Raw genomic sequence first — 16,702 nt, 5'->3', positions numbered from 1 at the left:
GCCGGCCGCGCGGGCGACGAGCTGGTGGAATACGAGGCCGACCTGCGCTCCGGCCCCATCGCCCGCGACCTCAAGCCGGTCCGGAACGTCAAGCCGCTCTGGTCGAAGCTGGGGCTCTGGGCCAGCCTGGCGCTTGGCGGCTTCGACATGTGGGTGGCGAACCTGACCGGCTGGAACCCGCTCGGCACCTGGAAACACGGCAAGACCGATGCCGAGGCCACCGGCAAGGCCGCGGATTTCCAGCCCATCGACTATCCGAAGCCGGACGGCAAGTTGTCGTTCGACCGGCTGACCAACGTGGCATTTTCCTTCACCAACCACGAGGAAAGCCAGCCCTGCCATCTGAAGCTGAAGGATCCCGCGATCCCGATTTCGGTGAACCTGCCGCTTTATGCCGAGCCGGCGCAGCGCTACTGCCCGGCCGGGGTCTATGAGGTGCTGGAGGGGCCCGAGGGGCCGAAGTTCCAGATCAACTTCCAGAACTGCGTCCACTGCAAGACCTGCGACATCAAGGACCCCAGCCAGAACATCAACTGGACCACGCCCCAGGGCGGCGACGGGCCGAACTACCCGAATATGTGATCGCGGTGGGGCGCACCGGCAGGGCGGCGGCGTTGCCCATCTCCGCCGCCGCGGCTAGGGTCGGCGCGCGAATTGCCAAGGACTGGGCCAAGCCGTGACCACAAGACTGATCCCGCTGGCGCTGATCGCGCTGACCGCCGCGCTGCCGCTGCAGCAGGGCGCCGCCTGGGCCGCGCCCATGCTTGTCCAGGCCGAGCCCCCCGAGGTTCAGGACAGCGACCGCCCGGCACATCGGCCCGCCGCGCCGGCGCCCGAGTTCCGCGGCCTTGCCGGCCCCTATCTGGCCGCGCGCATGGCCGCGATCCAGAACGACTATCGCAATGCCGCCACCTATTACCTGCAGGCCCTGGCCCAGGACGATACCGACGGCTACCTGCAGGACAGCGCCCTGGTCGCGCTGATTTCGGCCGGCGAGATGGAGCGCGCCACCGCCCTGGCCGTCACCATGTCCGACCAGGGCCGCGCCACCGAACTCGCCCGGCTGGTGCAGCGGGCCGAGCTGGCCAAGGCCGGGCGCTGGGACGACCTGATCGCCGCCATCGACACCACCCCCACGCCCGAAACCGGCGGGGACGCATCCGGCGGCGGCGCGCTGGTCGACGGCATGATGCGGGCCTGGGCGCTGCTGGGCGCCGGCAAGGCGGGCGAGTCCCTCTCGGCCTTCAAGAAGCTTGCCACCTTGCGCGGCGCCGGACCGATGGTGAATTATCACCTGGCGCTGGCCAAGGCCAAGGTCGGCGATTTCGAGGGCGCCGAGGAACTGCTGGCCGATCCCGCCACCGGCGCACATATCCTGGGCGTCGTGGCCCGCGCCCAGGTGCTGTCGCAGCTTGAACGCAACCGGGACGCCATCGCCATGCTGGAGGGCACCCCCGGCTTTGCCGAGGAACCGCATCTGATGGCCCTGCGCGACCGCATGGCCAAGGGAGAAACGCTGGCCTTCGATTCGATCCGCACGCCCTCGGACGGCATCGCGCAGGTCTTCCTGACCTTCGGCTCGGTGCTGGCGACCAGCGACGAGCCCGACCCTCTGGCGCTGATCCATGTCCGGCTGGCCGAATACCTGGCCCCCGGCCTGGGCGAAGCGCATCTGCTGACCGCGCAGCTTCTGCAAGGCTTCGGCCAGTTCGACCTGGCCGAGCGCGAATTCGAGAAACTGCGCGAGCTGGGCGACATGCGCCCGATCGCCGAGCTGTCGCGCATCGACGCCCTGGCCCGGGCCGAACGGCTGGACGATGCCGAAAAGGCGGCGCTGGCACTGACCGCCGCCCATCCCGAGCTGGCGCAGGGCTGGATCGCGCTGGGGGATCTGTTGCGCCAGCAGGACAAGTTCGGCCAGGCGGTGCCGGCCTATGACAAGGCGCTGAGCCTGATCGGCGACCAGAACCCCGAGGCGCGCTGGTTCCCGCTTTACGCCCGCGGCATCGCGCTGGAACGCTCGGGCCAGTTCTCCAAGGCCGAGGCCGATCTGCGCGCGGCGCTGAAGATCCGCGCCGATTCGCCGCAGGTTCTGAATTATCTCGGCTACAGCCTGGTGGACCGCAACGAAAAGCTGGACGAGGCGCTGCGCCTGATCAAGCGCGCGGTCGAACTGCGCCCGGATGACGGCTATATCCTCGATTCGCTGGCTTGGGCCTATTACCGCCTGGGCCGCTATTCCGAGGCGGTCGCGCCGATGGAACGCGCCGTCGCCGCCATGGCCAGCGATTCGCTGGTCAACGACCACATGGGCGACATCTACTGGATGGTCGGCCGCCAGCGCGAGGCCGAGATCCAGTGGCACCGCGCCCTGTCGCTGAAACCGGAAACCGAAGCCGAGACGCGCCGCATCCGCGCCAAGCTGGAACGCGGGCTGGATGCGGTGCTCAGCGAGGAAAAGGCCAATGGCGGCAAGCTGCCCGAGCTGCGCGCCCCGGAGCCCCGCAATCCGGAACCCGCCGGGGCCGACTGAGCCATGCCCCAGCCCCGGCGCGAGGCGGCCCCCGCCAAGCTGAACCTGAGCCTGCATGTGACCGGCCGCCGCCCCGACGGCTATCACCTGCTCGATTCGCTGGTGGTGTTCCTGGAACTGGGCGACATGGTGACGGTGGCGCCCGGCCCCCTGTCGCTTCGCCTGACCGGCCCCTTCGCCCAGGGTCTCGCGGTCGAACCCGACAACCTGTGTCTGCGCGCCGCCCGGCTGGCCGGGCGCGAGGCGCGGATCACCCTGGAAAAGAACCTGCCGGTGGCCTCGGGCATCGGCGGCGGTTCGGCCGATGCGGCGGCGGTTCTGCGCGCGCTGGAGGCCCGGCCCGAACGGCTGGAAACGCTGGGCGCCGACGTGCCCGTCTGCCTGGCCAGCCGGCCGGTGCGCATGCGGGGCCTGGGCGAGATCCTGACGCCGCTGCCGCCGCTGCCGCCGCTTGCCGTGCTGCTGGTCAATCCCGGCTGTGGCCTCTCCACGCCGCAGGTGTTCAAGTCCCTGATGCGGCGCGACAATCCGCCGATGCCCGATCCGTTGCCGGATCTTTCCGACGCCGGCATGCTGATCGGCTTCCTGCAGGATTGCCGCAACGATCTGGAAGCGCCGGCCATCGCCCTGATGCCGGAAATTTCCGCCTGCCTGGCCGCGATCCGGGCCGAGGGCGCGCAGCTTGCCCGCATGTCCGGTTCGGGCGCGACCTGCTTCGGGCTGTTCGCCGGTGCCGCCGAGGCCGAGGCCGCCCGCGCCCGCATCGCCGCGGCCAATCCGGGCTGGTGGGTGGCCACGTCTGGACTTGCGCCGGCAAAGCTCTAACCTGCCGAAAAAATCCGAGAGGGAAAACCATGCTGCGCCTTGGCGTCAATATCGACCACGTCGCCACCATCCGCAACGCCCGCGGCACGCCCTGGCCCGACCCGGTGCGCGCGGCCGAACTGGCCGAGGAGGCCGGCGCCGACGGCATCACCGCGCATCTGCGCGAGGATCGCCGCCATATCTCGGACGCGGATATCGACCGGCTGATGGCCGCGCTGCGCCTGCCGCTGAACCTGGAAATGGCCGCGACGGCGGAAATGCAGGCCATCGCCCTGCGCCACCGCCCGTATGCCGTCTGCATCGTCCCCGAAAAGCGCGAGGAGCGCACCACCGAGGGCGGGCTGGACGTCGCCGGCAACGAAAGCTACCTCGCCGATTTCATCGCGCCGCTGCGCGAGGCGGGCTGCCGGGTCTCGCTGTTCATCGGCCACGAGGCGCCGCAGATCGAGGCCGCCGCCCGCATCGGCGCGGCCGTGGTCGAACTGCATACCGGCGCCTATTGCGATCTCGACACCGAGGGCCGGCTGGCCGAGCGCGACCTGGAGCTGGAAGCCCTGCGCAAGGCCGCAGCCCAGGCGCATCTGCTGGGGCTCGAGGTCCATGCCGGCCACGGCCTGACCTTCGACACGGTCGGCCCCGTCGCCGCCATCCCCGAACTGCGCGAGCTGAACATCGGCCATTTCCTGATCGCCGAATCGGTCTTCCTCGGCCTCGGCCCGGCGATCCGCGAAATGCGCCGCCGCATGGACGCCGCCCGCGCCTGATTTCTTCGTTGCCCCAATACCCATGTCACCACAGGACCTACCAGGCGCATGATTCTCGGCATAGGCTCGGACCTCTGCAACATCGACCGCATCGCCGGGGTGCTGGACCGCCACGGCGACCGCTTCCGCCGGCGGGTGTTCACCGAGACCGAGCTGGCGCTGGCCCGCCGCCGCCGGCAGGAAGCCGCGACGCTGGCCAAACGCTGGGCCGCCAAGGAGGCCTGCTCGAAGGCGCTGGGCACCGGGCTCGCCATGGGCATCGCCTGGCGCGACATGGCGGTCAGGAACCTGCGCGGCGGCCAGCCGACCATGGAGCTGACCGGCTGGGCAGCCGAGCGGCTGGCGGCGATGACGCCGCCCGGCCACCGCGCGCATGTGCATGTGACGTTGACCGACGATCATCCCTGGGCGCAGGCCTTCGTGGTGATCGAGGCGCTTCCCGACCGCGTGAACACGACGACATGAGGACGGGCACGGCTTGACTTTGCCGTCCCCCGCACCCCATGAACGCGCGACTTGCCGATGAAGGGAATGGCATCCATGGCGAAAAGCGTAGCCCGCAAGGATGGGGGCATCTGGGAAACCGTCAAGACCATCTTCTGGGCGCTGGTGATCGCGGGAGTGTTCCGCACCCTGTTCTTCCAGCCGTTCTGGATCCCCTCGGGCAGCATGAAAGACACGCTGCTGATCGGCGATTTCCTGTTCGTGAACAAGATGGCCTATGGCTATTCGCGGGTGTCCTGCCCCTTCGCGCTGTGCCCGATCTCGGGCCGCATCCTGGGTTCCGAGCCCGAGCGCGGCGATGTCGTGGTCTTCCGCCACCCGACGCGGGGCGACGATTTCATCAAGCGGGTGATCGGCCTGCCCGGCGACCGCATCCAGATGAAGAACGGCGCGCTGTGGATCAACGGGCAAGAGGCGCCGCAACAGCCCGCCGACACCTTCAGCGAACCCTATGCCCCGCAGGGCCCGCAGCAGACGCTGCCGAAATGCCGCAACGAGCCGGTGCCCGAGGGCGAGGCCTGCGAAAAGGACCGCTTCACCGAAACGTTGCCGAACGGCGTCGCGCATGACGTGCTGAACATCTTCGACAACGGCCCGGGCGACAACACCGCCGAGTTCACCGTGCCCGACGGGCATTATTTCTTCCTGGGCGACAACCGCGACAATTCCGGCGACTCGCGCTGGCCGGCGGCGGTGGGCGGCGTCGGCATGGTGCCGGCGGAATACCTGATCGGCCGCGCCGACCGGATCATGTTCTCCTCGGCCGGCAAGTCGCTTCTGTATTTCTGGACCTGGCGGCCGGACCGGTTCTTCAGGGCCGTGCATTGAGGGAAGAATTGCCGCGGCGCCCCGCGCCGTGGCAGGATCGGGACATGAAGATTTCCGCAGACCTGCGCGCATTCTCGGACCGGCTGGGGCATGAATTCTCGCGCCCCGAGCTGTTGCGCCGCGCGCTGACGCATGGCTCGATCGCCAGCACCACCCGGCCCGACAACCAGCGGCTGGAATTTCTGGGCGACCGCGTGCTGGGCCTGACCATGGCCGAGGCGCTGTTCTCGGCCGACCGCGCCGCGACCGAGGGCCAGCTGGCGCCGCGCTACAATGCGCTGGTCAAGGGCGAGACCTGCGCCGCCATCGCCCGCGAGATCGGGCTGGGCGAGGTGCTGAAGCTCGGCCGGTCCGAGATGATGTCGGGCGGCCGGCGGAAAGAGGCGCTGCTGGCCGACGCCATGGAGGCGGTGATCGCCGCCGTCTATCTGGATGCCGGCTTCGAGGCGGCGCGCGGCGTGGTGCTGCGGCTCTGGGCCGAGCGGCTGAAGAATGTCGAAAGCGACGCCCGCGACGCCAAGACCGCGCTGCAGGAATGGGCGCAGGCCCAGGGCATGACCCCGCCGCGCTATCTGCAGACCGCGCGCAGCGGCCCGGACCACGCGCCGGAATTCGAGATCACCGTCCGGCTGGACGACGGCCGCGAGGCCGCGGCCCGCGGCAAGGGCACCAAACGCAGCATCGAACAGGCGGCCGCCGCCGCGCTGCTCGAGCAGATCGAAAGAACGACATGAACGAAACACGCGCGGGCTTCGTCGCCCTGATCGGCGAGCCGAATGCCGGGAAATCCACCCTGCTGAACCGCATGGTCGGGGCCAAGGTCTCGATCGTGACCCACAAGGTGCAGACCACCCGCGCCCGGATCCGCGGCATCGCCATGGCGGGCGCCAGCCAGATCGTCTTCGTCGACACGCCCGGCATCTTCCGCCCGCGCCGGCGGCTGGACCGCAGCATGGTCAAGGCGGCCTGGGGGGGCGCGGCCGATGCCGATGTGATCCTGCTTTTGATCGAAGCGCATCGCGGGCTGACCGACGGCGCGCAGGCGATCATCGACAGCCTGCGCCAACATGCCGGCCAGACCCCGGTGGCGCTGGTCATCAACAAGATCGACCGGGTGAAGTCCGAGACGCTGCTGGCATTGTCGCAGCAGTTGAACACGGCCTTCGACTTTACCCGCACCTTCATGATCTCGGCCGAAAAGGGCTATGGCTGCGACGACCTGCTGGACTGGCTGGCCGGGCAGGTGCCCGAGGGGCCCTGGCTTTACCCCGAGGACCAGGTGGCCGACCTGCCGATGCGCATGATCGCCGCCGAGATCACCCGCGAGAAGCTGACCCTGCGCCTGCACGAGGAAATCCCCTACCAACTGACGGTGGAAACCGAACGCTGGGAGGAGAAGAAGGACGGCTCGGCCCGGGTCGAGCAGGTGGTCTATGTCGCCCGGCCCGGCCACAAGGGCATCGTGCTGGGCAAGGGCGGCGAGACGATCAAGGCCGTGGGCCAGGCGGCGCGGGCGGAACTGGCCGAGTTCATGGGCCGCCCCGTCCACCTGTTCCTGCAGGTGAAGGTGCGCGAGAACTGGCTGGACGAGGCCGAGCGCTACAACGAGATGGGCCTCGACTTCCGCGACGGCGATGCCTGAGGCAAGGCTGGCCGCCGGCATCTGGGTCGCGGCCTATCTGCGCCGGCTGGGGCTGGCCGACATCCCGGCCTATGTCACCCGGCATGGCGACGACACCGCAGGCAGCGTTCTGGTGAAATGCGCCACGCTGGACGGCCGCGCCAGCCTGTGGATCCGCGAATGGGATCTCGAGACCGACCGGCGGATCTGGCTGCGGCTGAACGAGGCCGAGGAGCGCGAGATCGACGCCGAGATCGCCCGCAATGCCGCCCGCGACCCCGACCTGTGGGTGATCGAGATCGAGAGCCGCGACGGCCGCACCCTGCTGGATCAGGACGGGCTGGCCTGAGCCGTGGCATGGGTATTTGGGAAACGGTGAAAGCCGGGATGGGTCGGCCCCGGCCCGGGCTGGGCATCGGCCCGGCGGCATGATCGTTTGGGGAACGAAGAAGCCGGATCCCGGCCGGGCGGAACGGCCGGGCGGGCGGGGCTGGCGAACTGACGGCGGGCCGCTAAATCTTGTGGCTTTCCCGTGACATTCCGGACGGCGCACACTATAAGATGCGGGTCCAAGGCAGGATAAGAAGACAATGACCGAACCCGCCCCCCAGACCTCCGATTACGGCGCCGATTCCATCAAGGTTCTCAAGGGCCTGGAAGCGGTGCGCAAGCGTCCCGGCATGTATATCGGCGATACCGACGACGGTTCGGGCCTGCATCACATGGTCTATGAGGTCGTGGACAACGGCATCGACGAGGCGCTGGCCGGTCATGCCGATTTCGTGCGGGTCAAGATCCATGCCGACAGCAGCGTCTCGGTGCGCGACAACGGCCGCGGCATTCCGGTGGACATGCACCCGACCGAGGGCGTCTCGGCGGCCGAGGTGATCATGACCCAGCTGCATGCCGGGGGGAAGTTCGACCAGAACAGCTACAAGGTCTCCGGCGGCTTGCACGGCGTCGGCGTCTCGGTGGTGAACGCGTTGTCGGACTGGCTGGAGCTGCGCATCTGGCGCAACGGCAAGGAACATTTCGTCCGCTTCGAGAATGGCGACACGGTCGAGCATCTGCGTGTGGTCGGCGATGCCCAGCCCGGCGAGAAGGGCACCGAGGTGCGCTTTCTGGCCTCGTCCAGGGAGGACCGGCCGGACGGCACCTTCTCGAACCGCGACTTCAGCTTCAAGGTGCTGGAGAACCGGCTGCGGGAACTGGCCTTCCTGAACTCGGGCGTGCGCATCATCCTGGAGGATGAGCGCCATGCCGAACCGCTGCGGACCGAGCTTTACTATGAAGGCGGCGTGCGGGAATTCGTGAAGTTCATCGACCGTTCCAAGACCCCGGTCATGCCCGAACCGATCTTCATCCAGGGCGAGAAGAACGGCATCGGCATCGAGGTGGCGATGTGGTGGAACGACAGCTATCACGAGACGGTGCTGCCCTTTACCAACAACATCCCGCAGCGCGACGGCGGCACCCATCTGGCCGGTTTCCGCGGCGCGCTGACCCGCGTCATCAACAATTACGCCCAGACCAATGCCCAGGTCCGCAAGGAGAAAGTCGATTTCACCGGCGACGACGCGCGCGAAGGGCTGACCTGCGTGCTGTCGGTCAAGGTGCCGGACCCGAAATTTTCCAGCCAGACCAAGGACAAGCTGGTCTCCTCCGAGGTGCGGCCCGCGGTCGAGGGGCTGGTGGGCGAGAAGCTGGCCGAATGGTTCGAGGAAAACCCGGCCGAGGCCAAGTCGATCCTGGGCAAGATCGTCGAGGCGGCGCTGGCCCGCGAGGCGGCGCGCAAGGCCCGCGAACTGACCCGGCGCAAGACCGCGATGGACGTGGCCAGCCTGCCCGGCAAGCTGGCCGATTGCCAGGAAAAGGATCCGGCCCTGTCCGAGCTGTTCATCGTCGAGGGCGACTCGGCCGGCGGCTCGGCCAAGCAGGGCCGCTCGCGCCAGAACCAGGCGGTGCTGCCCCTGCGCGGCAAGATCCTGAACGTGGAACGGGCGCGCTTCGACCGGATGCTGTCCTCGGACCAGATCGGCACGCTGATCACCGCGCTGGGGACCGGCATCGGCCGGGACGAGTTCAATCTGGACAAGCTGCGCTATCACAAGATCGTCATCATGACCGATGCCGACGTGGACGGCGCGCATATCCGCACGCTTCTGCTGACCTTCTTCTTCCGGCAGATGCCGGAGCTGATCGCAGCCGGGCATCTCTATATCGCGCAGCCGCCGCTTTATAAGGTCAGCCGCGGCCGCTCGGAAGTCTATCTCAAGGACGAGGCGGCGCTGGAGGATTACCTGATCGAGCAGGGCATCGACGGCGCCAGCCTGCGGCTGGGCAATGGCGAGCAGATCACCGGCGCCGATCTGGTCCGCGTGGTCGAGGAGGCCCGCACCGCCCGGCGCGTGCTGCGCGCCTATCCGACGCATTACCCGGCGCATATCACCGAACAGGCCGCCATCGCCGGCGCACTGGTGCAGGGCCGCGTCGATGCCGATGCGCAGGGCGTCGCCAATGCCGTGGCGCAGCGGCTGGACATGATCGCCGAGGAATACGAGCGCGGCTGGACCGGCCGCCCGACCCAGGATGCCGGCATCCGCCTGACCCGGCTGCTGCGCGGGGTCGAGGAAAGCCGCACCCTGGACGGCCCGATGCTGCGCAGCGCCGAAAGCCGGCGGCTGGGCGCTATGACCGATGCGCTACGCGAGGTCTATGGCCAGACCGCGCATCTGATCCGCAAGGATCGCGACATCCCGATCCACGGCCCGATCAGCCTGCTGCAGGCCATCTTCCTGGAAGGGGAAAAAGGCCTGTCGCTGCAGCGCTACAAGGGCCTGGGCGAGATGAACCCGGAGCAATTGTGGGAAACCACCCTGGACCCTTCGGCGCGGACCATGCTGCAGGTGCGCATTGAGGATCTGTCCGAGGCCGACGACATCTTCACCAAGCTGATGGGCGATGTGGTAGAACCGCGACGCGATTTCATCCAGCAGAACGCGCTGAGCGTGGAAAATCTGGACATCTGAGTCGCCGTGTCTTTCAATCTCCGCAGCGAATCGCTAAGTTTTGATTCAATTTCTGGTTGATTGTTGCCATCCTGCCGCGGATTGCATGAGAGAATTGTCATGTGATGCGGCAACGCTTGCAACCTCGGGGTTGCAGGTCTAGCTCTGAATAAAATTTCGACGCCGGCCAATGCATAATCTTGTCCGTGTCGTCCTTCGTATAGGAGTAGAAACATGCGCGCTGTTCGTCTGAACGCCATCCTCGCCGCCTCGGTCGCTTCGCTGGCGCTCGGCAGCCTGGCCGCCAATGCCGGCGGCTACACCCCCCCGGTCGTGGATGCCGGTGTCGTCGCCCCGGTGGTCGAGACCGCTCCGGTCGGCAACTGGCAGGGCGGCTATGCCGGTCTGACCCTGGGCTATGGCTTCGGCGGCGATGACGATGTGGGCATCAACGGCACCACCCCCGGTTCGCTGGAAATGAGCGGCGCCAATGCCGGTATCCGCCTGGGCTATCGCTGGCAGCGCGACCGCTGGGTCGTCGGCCCGGAACTGGGCTTCGAGGGCGGCAACATCGACGACAGCTTCTCGGCCGACGGCTACGATGCCGAATCCAAGGTCAAGAACGTGCTGGCCCTGCGTCTGAAGACCGGTTACGTCTTCGAAAACGACATCATGGTCTATGGCATCGCCGGCGTGGCGCGCGGCAAGGTCGATTACTCGGTGACCGGCAATGGCGCCGACATCGATGACACCTATACCAAGACTGGCTATATCGTCGGCCTGGGCGCCGAAAAGATGATCAATGACCGTTGGTCGGTCACCGGCGAATACGAATATGCCAACTTCGGCAAGGAAAACCTGTCGGACGGCACCTATGAAACCAATGCCACGGCCAAGTTCCACAACCTCAAGGTCGGCGTGAACTTCAAGTTCTGATCCAAGGCATCTGATCCCGTTCCACGGATAGAAAGGGTCGCCTTCGGGCGGCCCTTTTCGTCAGCGCCTCAGGCCGACCGGCAAGGCGATGGCGCGGCGGCCGCAGGCGATCGCCAGGCCGCGCGGAACCAGCGCCCGCAGCGCTGGATCGTCATGCGACAGCCCGCCGGTATAGACGCCGAAGGCCGGCAGCAGCAGGTGGTCCGGTCCCAGCAGGAAGGCGCGGCGCCGTTCGCCGGCAAGCCGCACCACCGGATGGAAATGGCCGGAAATATCCGGCCCGGAACCTGCCTCGTGCCGCAGCGCGACGCCGCCCAGCATGACGCTCTCCGCCGCCTGTCCGGGCAGGCCGGCCGGCGCGCCCGGATCGTGATTGCCGCCGATCCACAGCCAGTCGCAGCGCTGCGCCAACCGCGAGAGGGCAGTGACGACCAGCGGGTCCAGCGCCTCGGCCGCCGCCAGATCGTCGAACCCGTCGCCCAGGCTGACGACGCGGCTCGGCCGCAGGGCCGCGATCTCGGCCGCCAGCCGCTCCAGCGTCGCCAGCCCCTCATAGGGCGGCAAAAGCGCACCGCCGCGCCGGGCCATGCGTTCGGACTTGCCCAGGTGCAGATCGGCCACGATCAGCCAGCCGCCATCCGCCCACCACAGCGCGCCCGAGGCCCGCGCCTCAAGCCGCAAGCCATGGAAATCGAACCCGTATCCGTTCATGCGATCCCTTCCAGCCCGGCCTCGGCCATCAGCGCTTCGGCCTCGATCTGCGCCAGCCGCTCGCGACCCTCGCCACGGATCGGCACCCGGCCGACCTCCAGTAGCAAGGGCGCGGCCATGGGCGAGACGCGGTCTAGCATCCGATGCTCGCGCCGGGGCGAGCGGTCCAGCATTTCCTCGATCCGGCCGAAATCGACCAGGCCCCGGCCCGCCTCCTCGGCGGTGATGCGCAGCAGCAGGTGGCCGGGATCGTATTTGCGCAGGGTGTCGTAAAGGATGTCGCTGGAAAATGTCGCCTGCCGCCCGGTCTTACGTTGCCCCGGCATGTTGCGCTGGATCAGCCCGGCGACGGTGGCGACAGTGCGGAAGCTGCGCTTCATCACCGCATTCCCGCCCAGCCAGTCGCCCAGCCCCGCCCGCAGCCGCGCCCGGTCCAGCAGCGGCGCCGGATCGCGCAGCGGGTCCAGCGACCAGACCAGCAGCGCGTAATCGGTGGACAGGAAACCCAGCGGGCCCAACCCTTGTTCCTCCATTTCGCGGGTCAGCAGCAGGCCCAGCGTCTGCAGGGCATTGCGCCCGGCGAAACCGTAAAGCGCGAAATGCCACAGCCCGGCATGGGGAAAGCTTTCCGACAGCAGCAAACCCGGCTGGGGCAGCGCCGAAACCTGGGCCTGCAGATCCAGCCAGTCGCGGGTCTGCGCCGGCAAGGCGCCGTGCCGCGCCGGATCGCCGATCAGCGCCAGCACGCGATGGGACAGTTGCGTGGACATGGCCAGCTTGACGCCGGAATAGACCGCGATCTTGGGCTGCCGGGTCGGGGCCGGCGTGACCTCGATCACCATCTCGCGCATCGCGTCCATGCGCACCACCCGGCCGCCGATCAGGAAGCTGTCGCCGGGGGTCAGGCTGGCGGCAAAGCCCTCCTCGACCTCGCCCAAGGGGGCGCCGCCGCGACCGCGCAGCCGGACCTTCACCATCTCGGCCTCGACGATGGTGCCGACATTCATCCGCAGCAGTTTCGCTGCCCGCGGGTCGCGCAGCTGCCACAGGCCGTTCCGCAGCATCAGCCGCTGCCAGCGGTCATAGGCACGCAAGGCGTAGCCCCCGGTCGCGGCGAAATCCATGCAGGCATCGAAATCCCCCCGCGTCAGCCCGCGATAAGGGCCGGCCGTCACCACCTCGGCATAAAGCGCATCGGCGTCGAAGGGCGCGGCGCAGGCGGTCAGCAGGATATGCTGACACAGCACGTCCAAGGGCCCCGGTCCGCGCGGATCGCCGTCCAGGTCGCGTTCCCGCACCGCCTCCAGCGCGGCGATGCATTCGATCTGTTCGAAGCGGTTCGCCGGCACGATCCGCGCCTTCGAGGGCGCGTTGTAGCGGTGGTTCGCCCGGCCGATGCGCTGCACCAGCCGCTTGACGTTCTTGGGCGCCCCGACCTGGATCACCAGATCGACGGCGCCCCAGTCGATGCCCAGGTCCAGGCTGCCGGTCGCGACCACGGCGCGCAGCCCGCCCGCCGCCATCGCCGCCTCGACCCGGGCCCGCTGCTCGCGCGCCAGGCTGCCGTGATGCAGGCCGATGGGCAGGTTCTCGTCATTCGCGGCCCAAAGCGCCTGGAAGAACAGCTCGGCCTGGGCACGGGTGTTGATGAAAATGATCGTGGTGCGGGCCGATTTCACCGCCGCCAGCACCTCGGGGATGGCATGATGCCCGCCGCCGCCGGACCAGGGCGCCGGGCGCGCGGTGGGCAGCATGGCGATATCCGGCTCGGGCCCGGGATCGGCCTCGACCACCGTCACCGGCGCGGCTCCGGCCATGAAACGCGCCAATGCCCCCGGATCCTCGACGGTGGCCGACAGCCCCGTGACCAGCAGCCCCGGAGCCAGCCGCCGCAGCCGCGCCAGGCCCAGCATCAGCTGGTCGCCGCGCTTGCTCTCGGCCAGGGCGTGCAACTCGTCCAGCACCACCCGGCGCAAGCCGCCGAAGATCGCCGGCGCCTCGGGATAGCTCAGCATCAAGGCCAGGCTTTCCGGGGTCGTCAGCAGGATCTCGGGCGGATCGACGCGCTGGCGCCGGCGCTGGCTCTGCCCGGTATCGCCGGTCCGATCCTCGACGCGGATGCCCAGCCCCAATTCCGCCACCGGCCGGGCCAGGTTGCGGCCGATATCCGCCGTCAGCGCCTTCAGCGGCGAAACGTAAAGCGTATGCAGGCCGCCCTGCGCCGCTTCTCTGTTGCCCAAATACCCATCCTGCGGCCGTGCCGCCTGCGCCAGTTCCACCAGCGAGGGCAGGAACCCCGCCAGCGTCTTGCCGCCGCCGGTCGGTGCGATCAGCAGACTGTCGCCCTCGGCCGCCAGCAGCGCCAGCTGATGCGGGTGCGGCTGCCAGCCCTGACGGGCGAACCAATCCTGAAACGCCGGCGGCAAGATCACAGCATCGCCTCGAGCGTGGCCAGGTGATCGGCCTCGACCGCCGGCTTGTCCCAGCGGATGCGGCTGATGCGCGGAAAGCGCATCGCCACGCCCGAGCGGTGCCGGGTCGATCGGTTCAGCCCCTCGAAGGCCACCTCGACCACCAGCTTCGGCGCCAAAGCCCGCACCGGCCCGTATCGCTCGACGGTGTTCTGGCGCACGAACCGGTCCAGCTCGCGCAGTTCGGCATCGGTGAAGCCGAAATAGGCCTTGCCCACCGGCACCAGCTCGCCGCCGTCCCACAGCCCGAAGGTGAAATCGGAATGAAAACCCGACCGCTTGCCATGGCCGCGCTGCGCATAGATCAGCACCGCGTCGATCACCATGGGATCGCGCTTCCACTTGAACCAGGGCCCGCGCGGCCGGCCGGAGAGATAGGCGCTGTCGCGGCGCTTGATCATCACCCCCTCGATCACCGCTGCCGGAGGCTCGGCGCGCAGCGCCGCCAGATCCTCCCACGAGGCGAAGTCCAGAAGCGGCGAAAGGTCGATGCGGGCGCCGAAATCCACCGCCTCCAACACCGCGCGCCGCGCCTCCAGCGGTTCGGCGCGCAGGTCGCGGCCGTCCCAAAGCAGCAGGTCGTAAAGCCGCAGCCCGGCCGGATGGCTGGTCAGCAGCCCCTTGCCCACGGTCTTGCGGTTCAGCCGCTTCTGCAGTTCGCCGAAAGGCGCAACCTCGCCGTCACGCTGCACGATCAGCTCGCCATCGGCGCTGCCTTCGAAATCCATCGCTTCGATCACATCGGGAAAAGCGTGCGAGATATCCTCGCCGGTGCGGGAATACAGCCGCCGCATCCCGCCTTCGCTGACCGCCTGCACGCGGATGCCGTCCCATTTCCATTCCGCGAAATACTCGCCGGGGTCCAGCGCGCGCAATTCTTCCAGATCGGTCGGCGTGGACAGCATCACCGGCCGGAACGGCGCCAGCGCCGCGCTGTCCGGCCGCGCCCCGCCGCCCAGCCAGCCGAACAACGAGCCATAGGGCGGGGCGAGGCCATGCCAGATCTCCTCGATCTCGGGGACCGAGGGCGCCCCCATCGCCGCCAGCGCCATCCGCGCCATGCGGGCCGAGACGCCGACCCGCAGATTGCCGGTGGCGAGCTTCAGAAAGGCCAGCCGCTCGGACGGGCCCAGCCGGTCCAGCATCGCGGCGATGGCGCCGGGCAGCGCCGCCTTGCCGGTCCCCTGCAACAGTTCCACCGTCTGGGACAACGAGGGATCGTCCTCGGCCCCCTCGGGCCAGACCAGCGCGATGGTCTCGGCCAGGTCGCCGACGAAATCATAGCTCAGCGCCAGAAGCTCGGCGTCCACTCGCTCGGCCGCCAGCCCGCGCAGAAGCGAGGGCGTGACCCGGCGCAGTTCCAGATCGCCGGTCAGCGCCGCCAAGGCCCAGCCGCGATCCGGGTCCGGCGTGCGTTCCAGATAATGCTGCAAAAGCTGCAGCTTGGCGTTCCGCGCCGGCGTGAAGGCCAGCCGTTCCAGCAGGGCGGCAAAGGCCTTCATTCCGCCTCGTCCTCGTAGCCCACCAGCCGCAGCGGCCGGGCGGGGATCTGCGCCAGTTCGCACCAGCGCATCACGCCATCCTCGGCGCCATGGGTGACCCAGACCTCGGCGGGCGCCAGTTCCGCCAGCGTGGCGGTCAGCGCCGGCCAGTCGACATGGTCGCTGATGACCAGCGGCAGCTCGACGCCGCGCTGCCGCGCCCGCGCCCGCACCGCCATCCAGCCCGAGGCGAAACCGATCACCGGATCGCGGAAGCGCTGCACCCAGGGGCTGGAAAAGGCCGAGGGCGGGGCGATCACCAGTTGCGCCGCCACCTCCTCGGCGGTGGCCGGCACCAGCACGCCCAGATCGACGCCGCGGGAGGCATAGAAATCGCACAGCACCCTCAGCGCGCCATGGATGGCGATGGGCGCGTCATAGCCGGCCTCGCGCATCAGCGCGATGACATGCTGCGCCTTGCCCAGCGCATAGGCGCCGACCAGATGCGGGCGGTCGGGAAACTCGGCCATGCTGGCGAGCAGCTTGTCCACCTGCGTCGAGGGCTCGGGAAAGCGGAACACCGGCAGGCCGAAGGTCGCCTCGGTCACGAAGACGTCGCAGGGCACCGGCTGGAAGGGCGCGCAGGTCGGGTTCGGCTGGCGGGCGTAATCGCCCGAAACGACGATGCGGCAACCGCCGGCCTCGACCGCGATCTGGCTTGATCCCAGCACATGCCCGGCCGGGTGAAAGCCGACGGTGACGCCGCCGATGCGGGTTTCCCCTTCGGCCACCTGGGTCGCGCCGGCAAAGCCGTCGCCCATGCGCAGCCGCATGATCTCCAGCGTCTCGGCGGTGGCCATGACCGCGCCATGGCCAAAGCGGGCATGGTCGGAATGGCCGTGGGTGATCAGCGCGCGCGCGACCGGCTGCAGCGGGTCGATATGAAAGCCGCCCGCGGGGCAGAACAGACCGGCTTCGGTCGGGAACAGGATGGAATCGGCGCGCATGACCCGAAGATGT

15 protein-coding genes are annotated in these 16,702 nt (G+C 68.6%); 11 read left to right on the top strand and 4 right to left on the bottom strand.

The genetic code is table 11. The annotated features are described in order from the left end of the window. The 11 genes from ACFOMP_RS09360 to ACFOMP_RS09310 form a co-directional block, all read left to right on the top strand. The coding region (locus ACFOMP_RS09360; RefSeq protein ID WP_379029798.1) for a 4Fe-4S dicluster domain-containing protein at positions 1–582 on the top strand (582 nt) is incomplete at its 5' end. A 94-nt stretch (positions 583–676) separates the two neighbouring features. Next, positions 677–2,533, top strand: a complete 1,857-nt coding sequence (locus tag ACFOMP_RS09355) for a tetratricopeptide repeat protein (RefSeq protein WP_379029795.1) — start codon at positions 677–679, stop codon at positions 2,531–2,533. A 3-nt stretch (positions 2,534–2,536) separates the two neighbouring features. Beyond that, positions 2,537–3,358 (top strand): 4-(cytidine 5'-diphospho)-2-C-methyl-D-erythritol kinase, encoded by an 822-nt coding sequence (locus ACFOMP_RS09350; protein ID WP_379029792.1) that lies wholly within the window; start codon positions 2,537–2,539, stop codon positions 3,356–3,358. Between the two features lie 29 nt (positions 3,359–3,387). After that, positions 3,388–4,122, top strand: a complete 735-nt coding sequence (locus ACFOMP_RS09345; RefSeq protein ID WP_379029789.1) for a pyridoxine 5'-phosphate synthase — start codon at positions 3,388–3,390, stop codon at positions 4,120–4,122. Between the two features lie 48 nt (positions 4,123–4,170). Next, entirely contained in the window at positions 4,171–4,587 is a 417-nt protein-coding gene (acpS, locus tag ACFOMP_RS09340) for a holo-ACP synthase (RefSeq protein ID WP_289894467.1), read from the top strand. A gap of 66 nt (positions 4,588–4,653) precedes the next feature. Beyond that, positions 4,654–5,454 (top strand): signal peptidase I, encoded by an 801-nt coding sequence (gene lepB, locus ACFOMP_RS09335; RefSeq protein ID WP_289894468.1) that lies wholly within the window; start codon positions 4,654–4,656, stop codon positions 5,452–5,454. A 44-nt stretch (positions 5,455–5,498) separates the two neighbouring features. Next, entirely contained in the window at positions 5,499–6,188 is a 690-nt protein-coding gene (gene rnc / locus ACFOMP_RS09330; RefSeq protein ID WP_289894469.1) for a ribonuclease III, read from the top strand. Next, the gene (gene era, locus ACFOMP_RS09325; protein ID WP_379029785.1) at positions 6,185–7,096 is read left to right on the top strand and encodes a GTPase Era; all 912 of its coding nucleotides are present in this window, start codon (positions 6,185–6,187) and stop codon (positions 7,094–7,096) included. The genes rnc and era overlap by 4 nt, the downstream gene beginning before the upstream one ends. Continuing rightward, on the top strand, positions 7,089–7,424 hold the full coding sequence (locus tag ACFOMP_RS09320) for a DUF1491 family protein (protein WP_379029782.1): 336 nt from the start codon (positions 7,089–7,091) through the stop codon (positions 7,422–7,424). Before era ends, ACFOMP_RS09320 begins: the two co-directional genes overlap by 8 nt. A gap of 241 nt (positions 7,425–7,665) precedes the next feature. After that, complete coding sequence (gene gyrB / locus ACFOMP_RS09315; protein WP_289894472.1) at positions 7,666–10,104, top strand: DNA topoisomerase (ATP-hydrolyzing) subunit B; 2,439 nt, start codon at positions 7,666–7,668, stop codon at positions 10,102–10,104. Between the two features lie 213 nt (positions 10,105–10,317). Next, positions 10,318–11,019, top strand: coding sequence for an outer membrane protein (locus tag ACFOMP_RS09310; RefSeq protein ID WP_289894473.1), 702 nt, complete (start codon positions 10,318–10,320; stop codon positions 11,017–11,019). A 60-nt stretch (positions 11,020–11,079) separates the two neighbouring features. Here ACFOMP_RS09310 and pdeM read toward each other — a convergent pair whose 3' ends face one another. The 4 genes from pdeM to ACFOMP_RS09290 are packed head-to-tail and all read right to left on the bottom strand — an operon-like array spanning position 11,080 to position 16,689. Continuing rightward, positions 11,080–11,730, bottom strand: coding sequence for a ligase-associated DNA damage response endonuclease PdeM (gene pdeM / locus ACFOMP_RS09305; RefSeq protein ID WP_289894474.1), 651 nt, complete (start codon positions 11,728–11,730; stop codon positions 11,080–11,082). Next, positions 11,727–14,162, bottom strand: a complete 2,436-nt coding sequence (locus ACFOMP_RS09300) for a ligase-associated DNA damage response DEXH box helicase (RefSeq protein ID WP_379029777.1) — start codon at positions 14,160–14,162, stop codon at positions 11,727–11,729. Before ACFOMP_RS09300 ends, pdeM begins: the two co-directional genes overlap by 4 nt. Then, the gene (locus ACFOMP_RS09295) at positions 14,159–15,703 is read right to left on the bottom strand and encodes a cisplatin damage response ATP-dependent DNA ligase (protein ID WP_379029774.1); all 1,545 of its coding nucleotides are present in this window, start codon (positions 15,701–15,703) and stop codon (positions 14,159–14,161) included. Before ACFOMP_RS09295 ends, ACFOMP_RS09300 begins: the two co-directional genes overlap by 4 nt. Then, the gene (locus tag ACFOMP_RS09290; RefSeq protein ID WP_379029771.1) at positions 15,700–16,689 is read right to left on the bottom strand and encodes a ligase-associated DNA damage response exonuclease; all 990 of its coding nucleotides are present in this window, start codon (positions 16,687–16,689) and stop codon (positions 15,700–15,702) included. The genes ACFOMP_RS09295 and ACFOMP_RS09290 overlap by 4 nt, the downstream gene beginning before the upstream one ends. Positions 16,690–16,702: the final 13 nt, after the last annotated feature.

The organism is Paracoccus simplex, from assembly GCF_042648325.1.
GTDB classification, from domain to species: Bacteria; Pseudomonadota; Alphaproteobacteria; order Rhodobacterales; family Rhodobacteraceae; genus Paracoccus; species Paracoccus simplex.
This window is presented reverse-complemented; position numbering and strand designations above follow the sequence as displayed.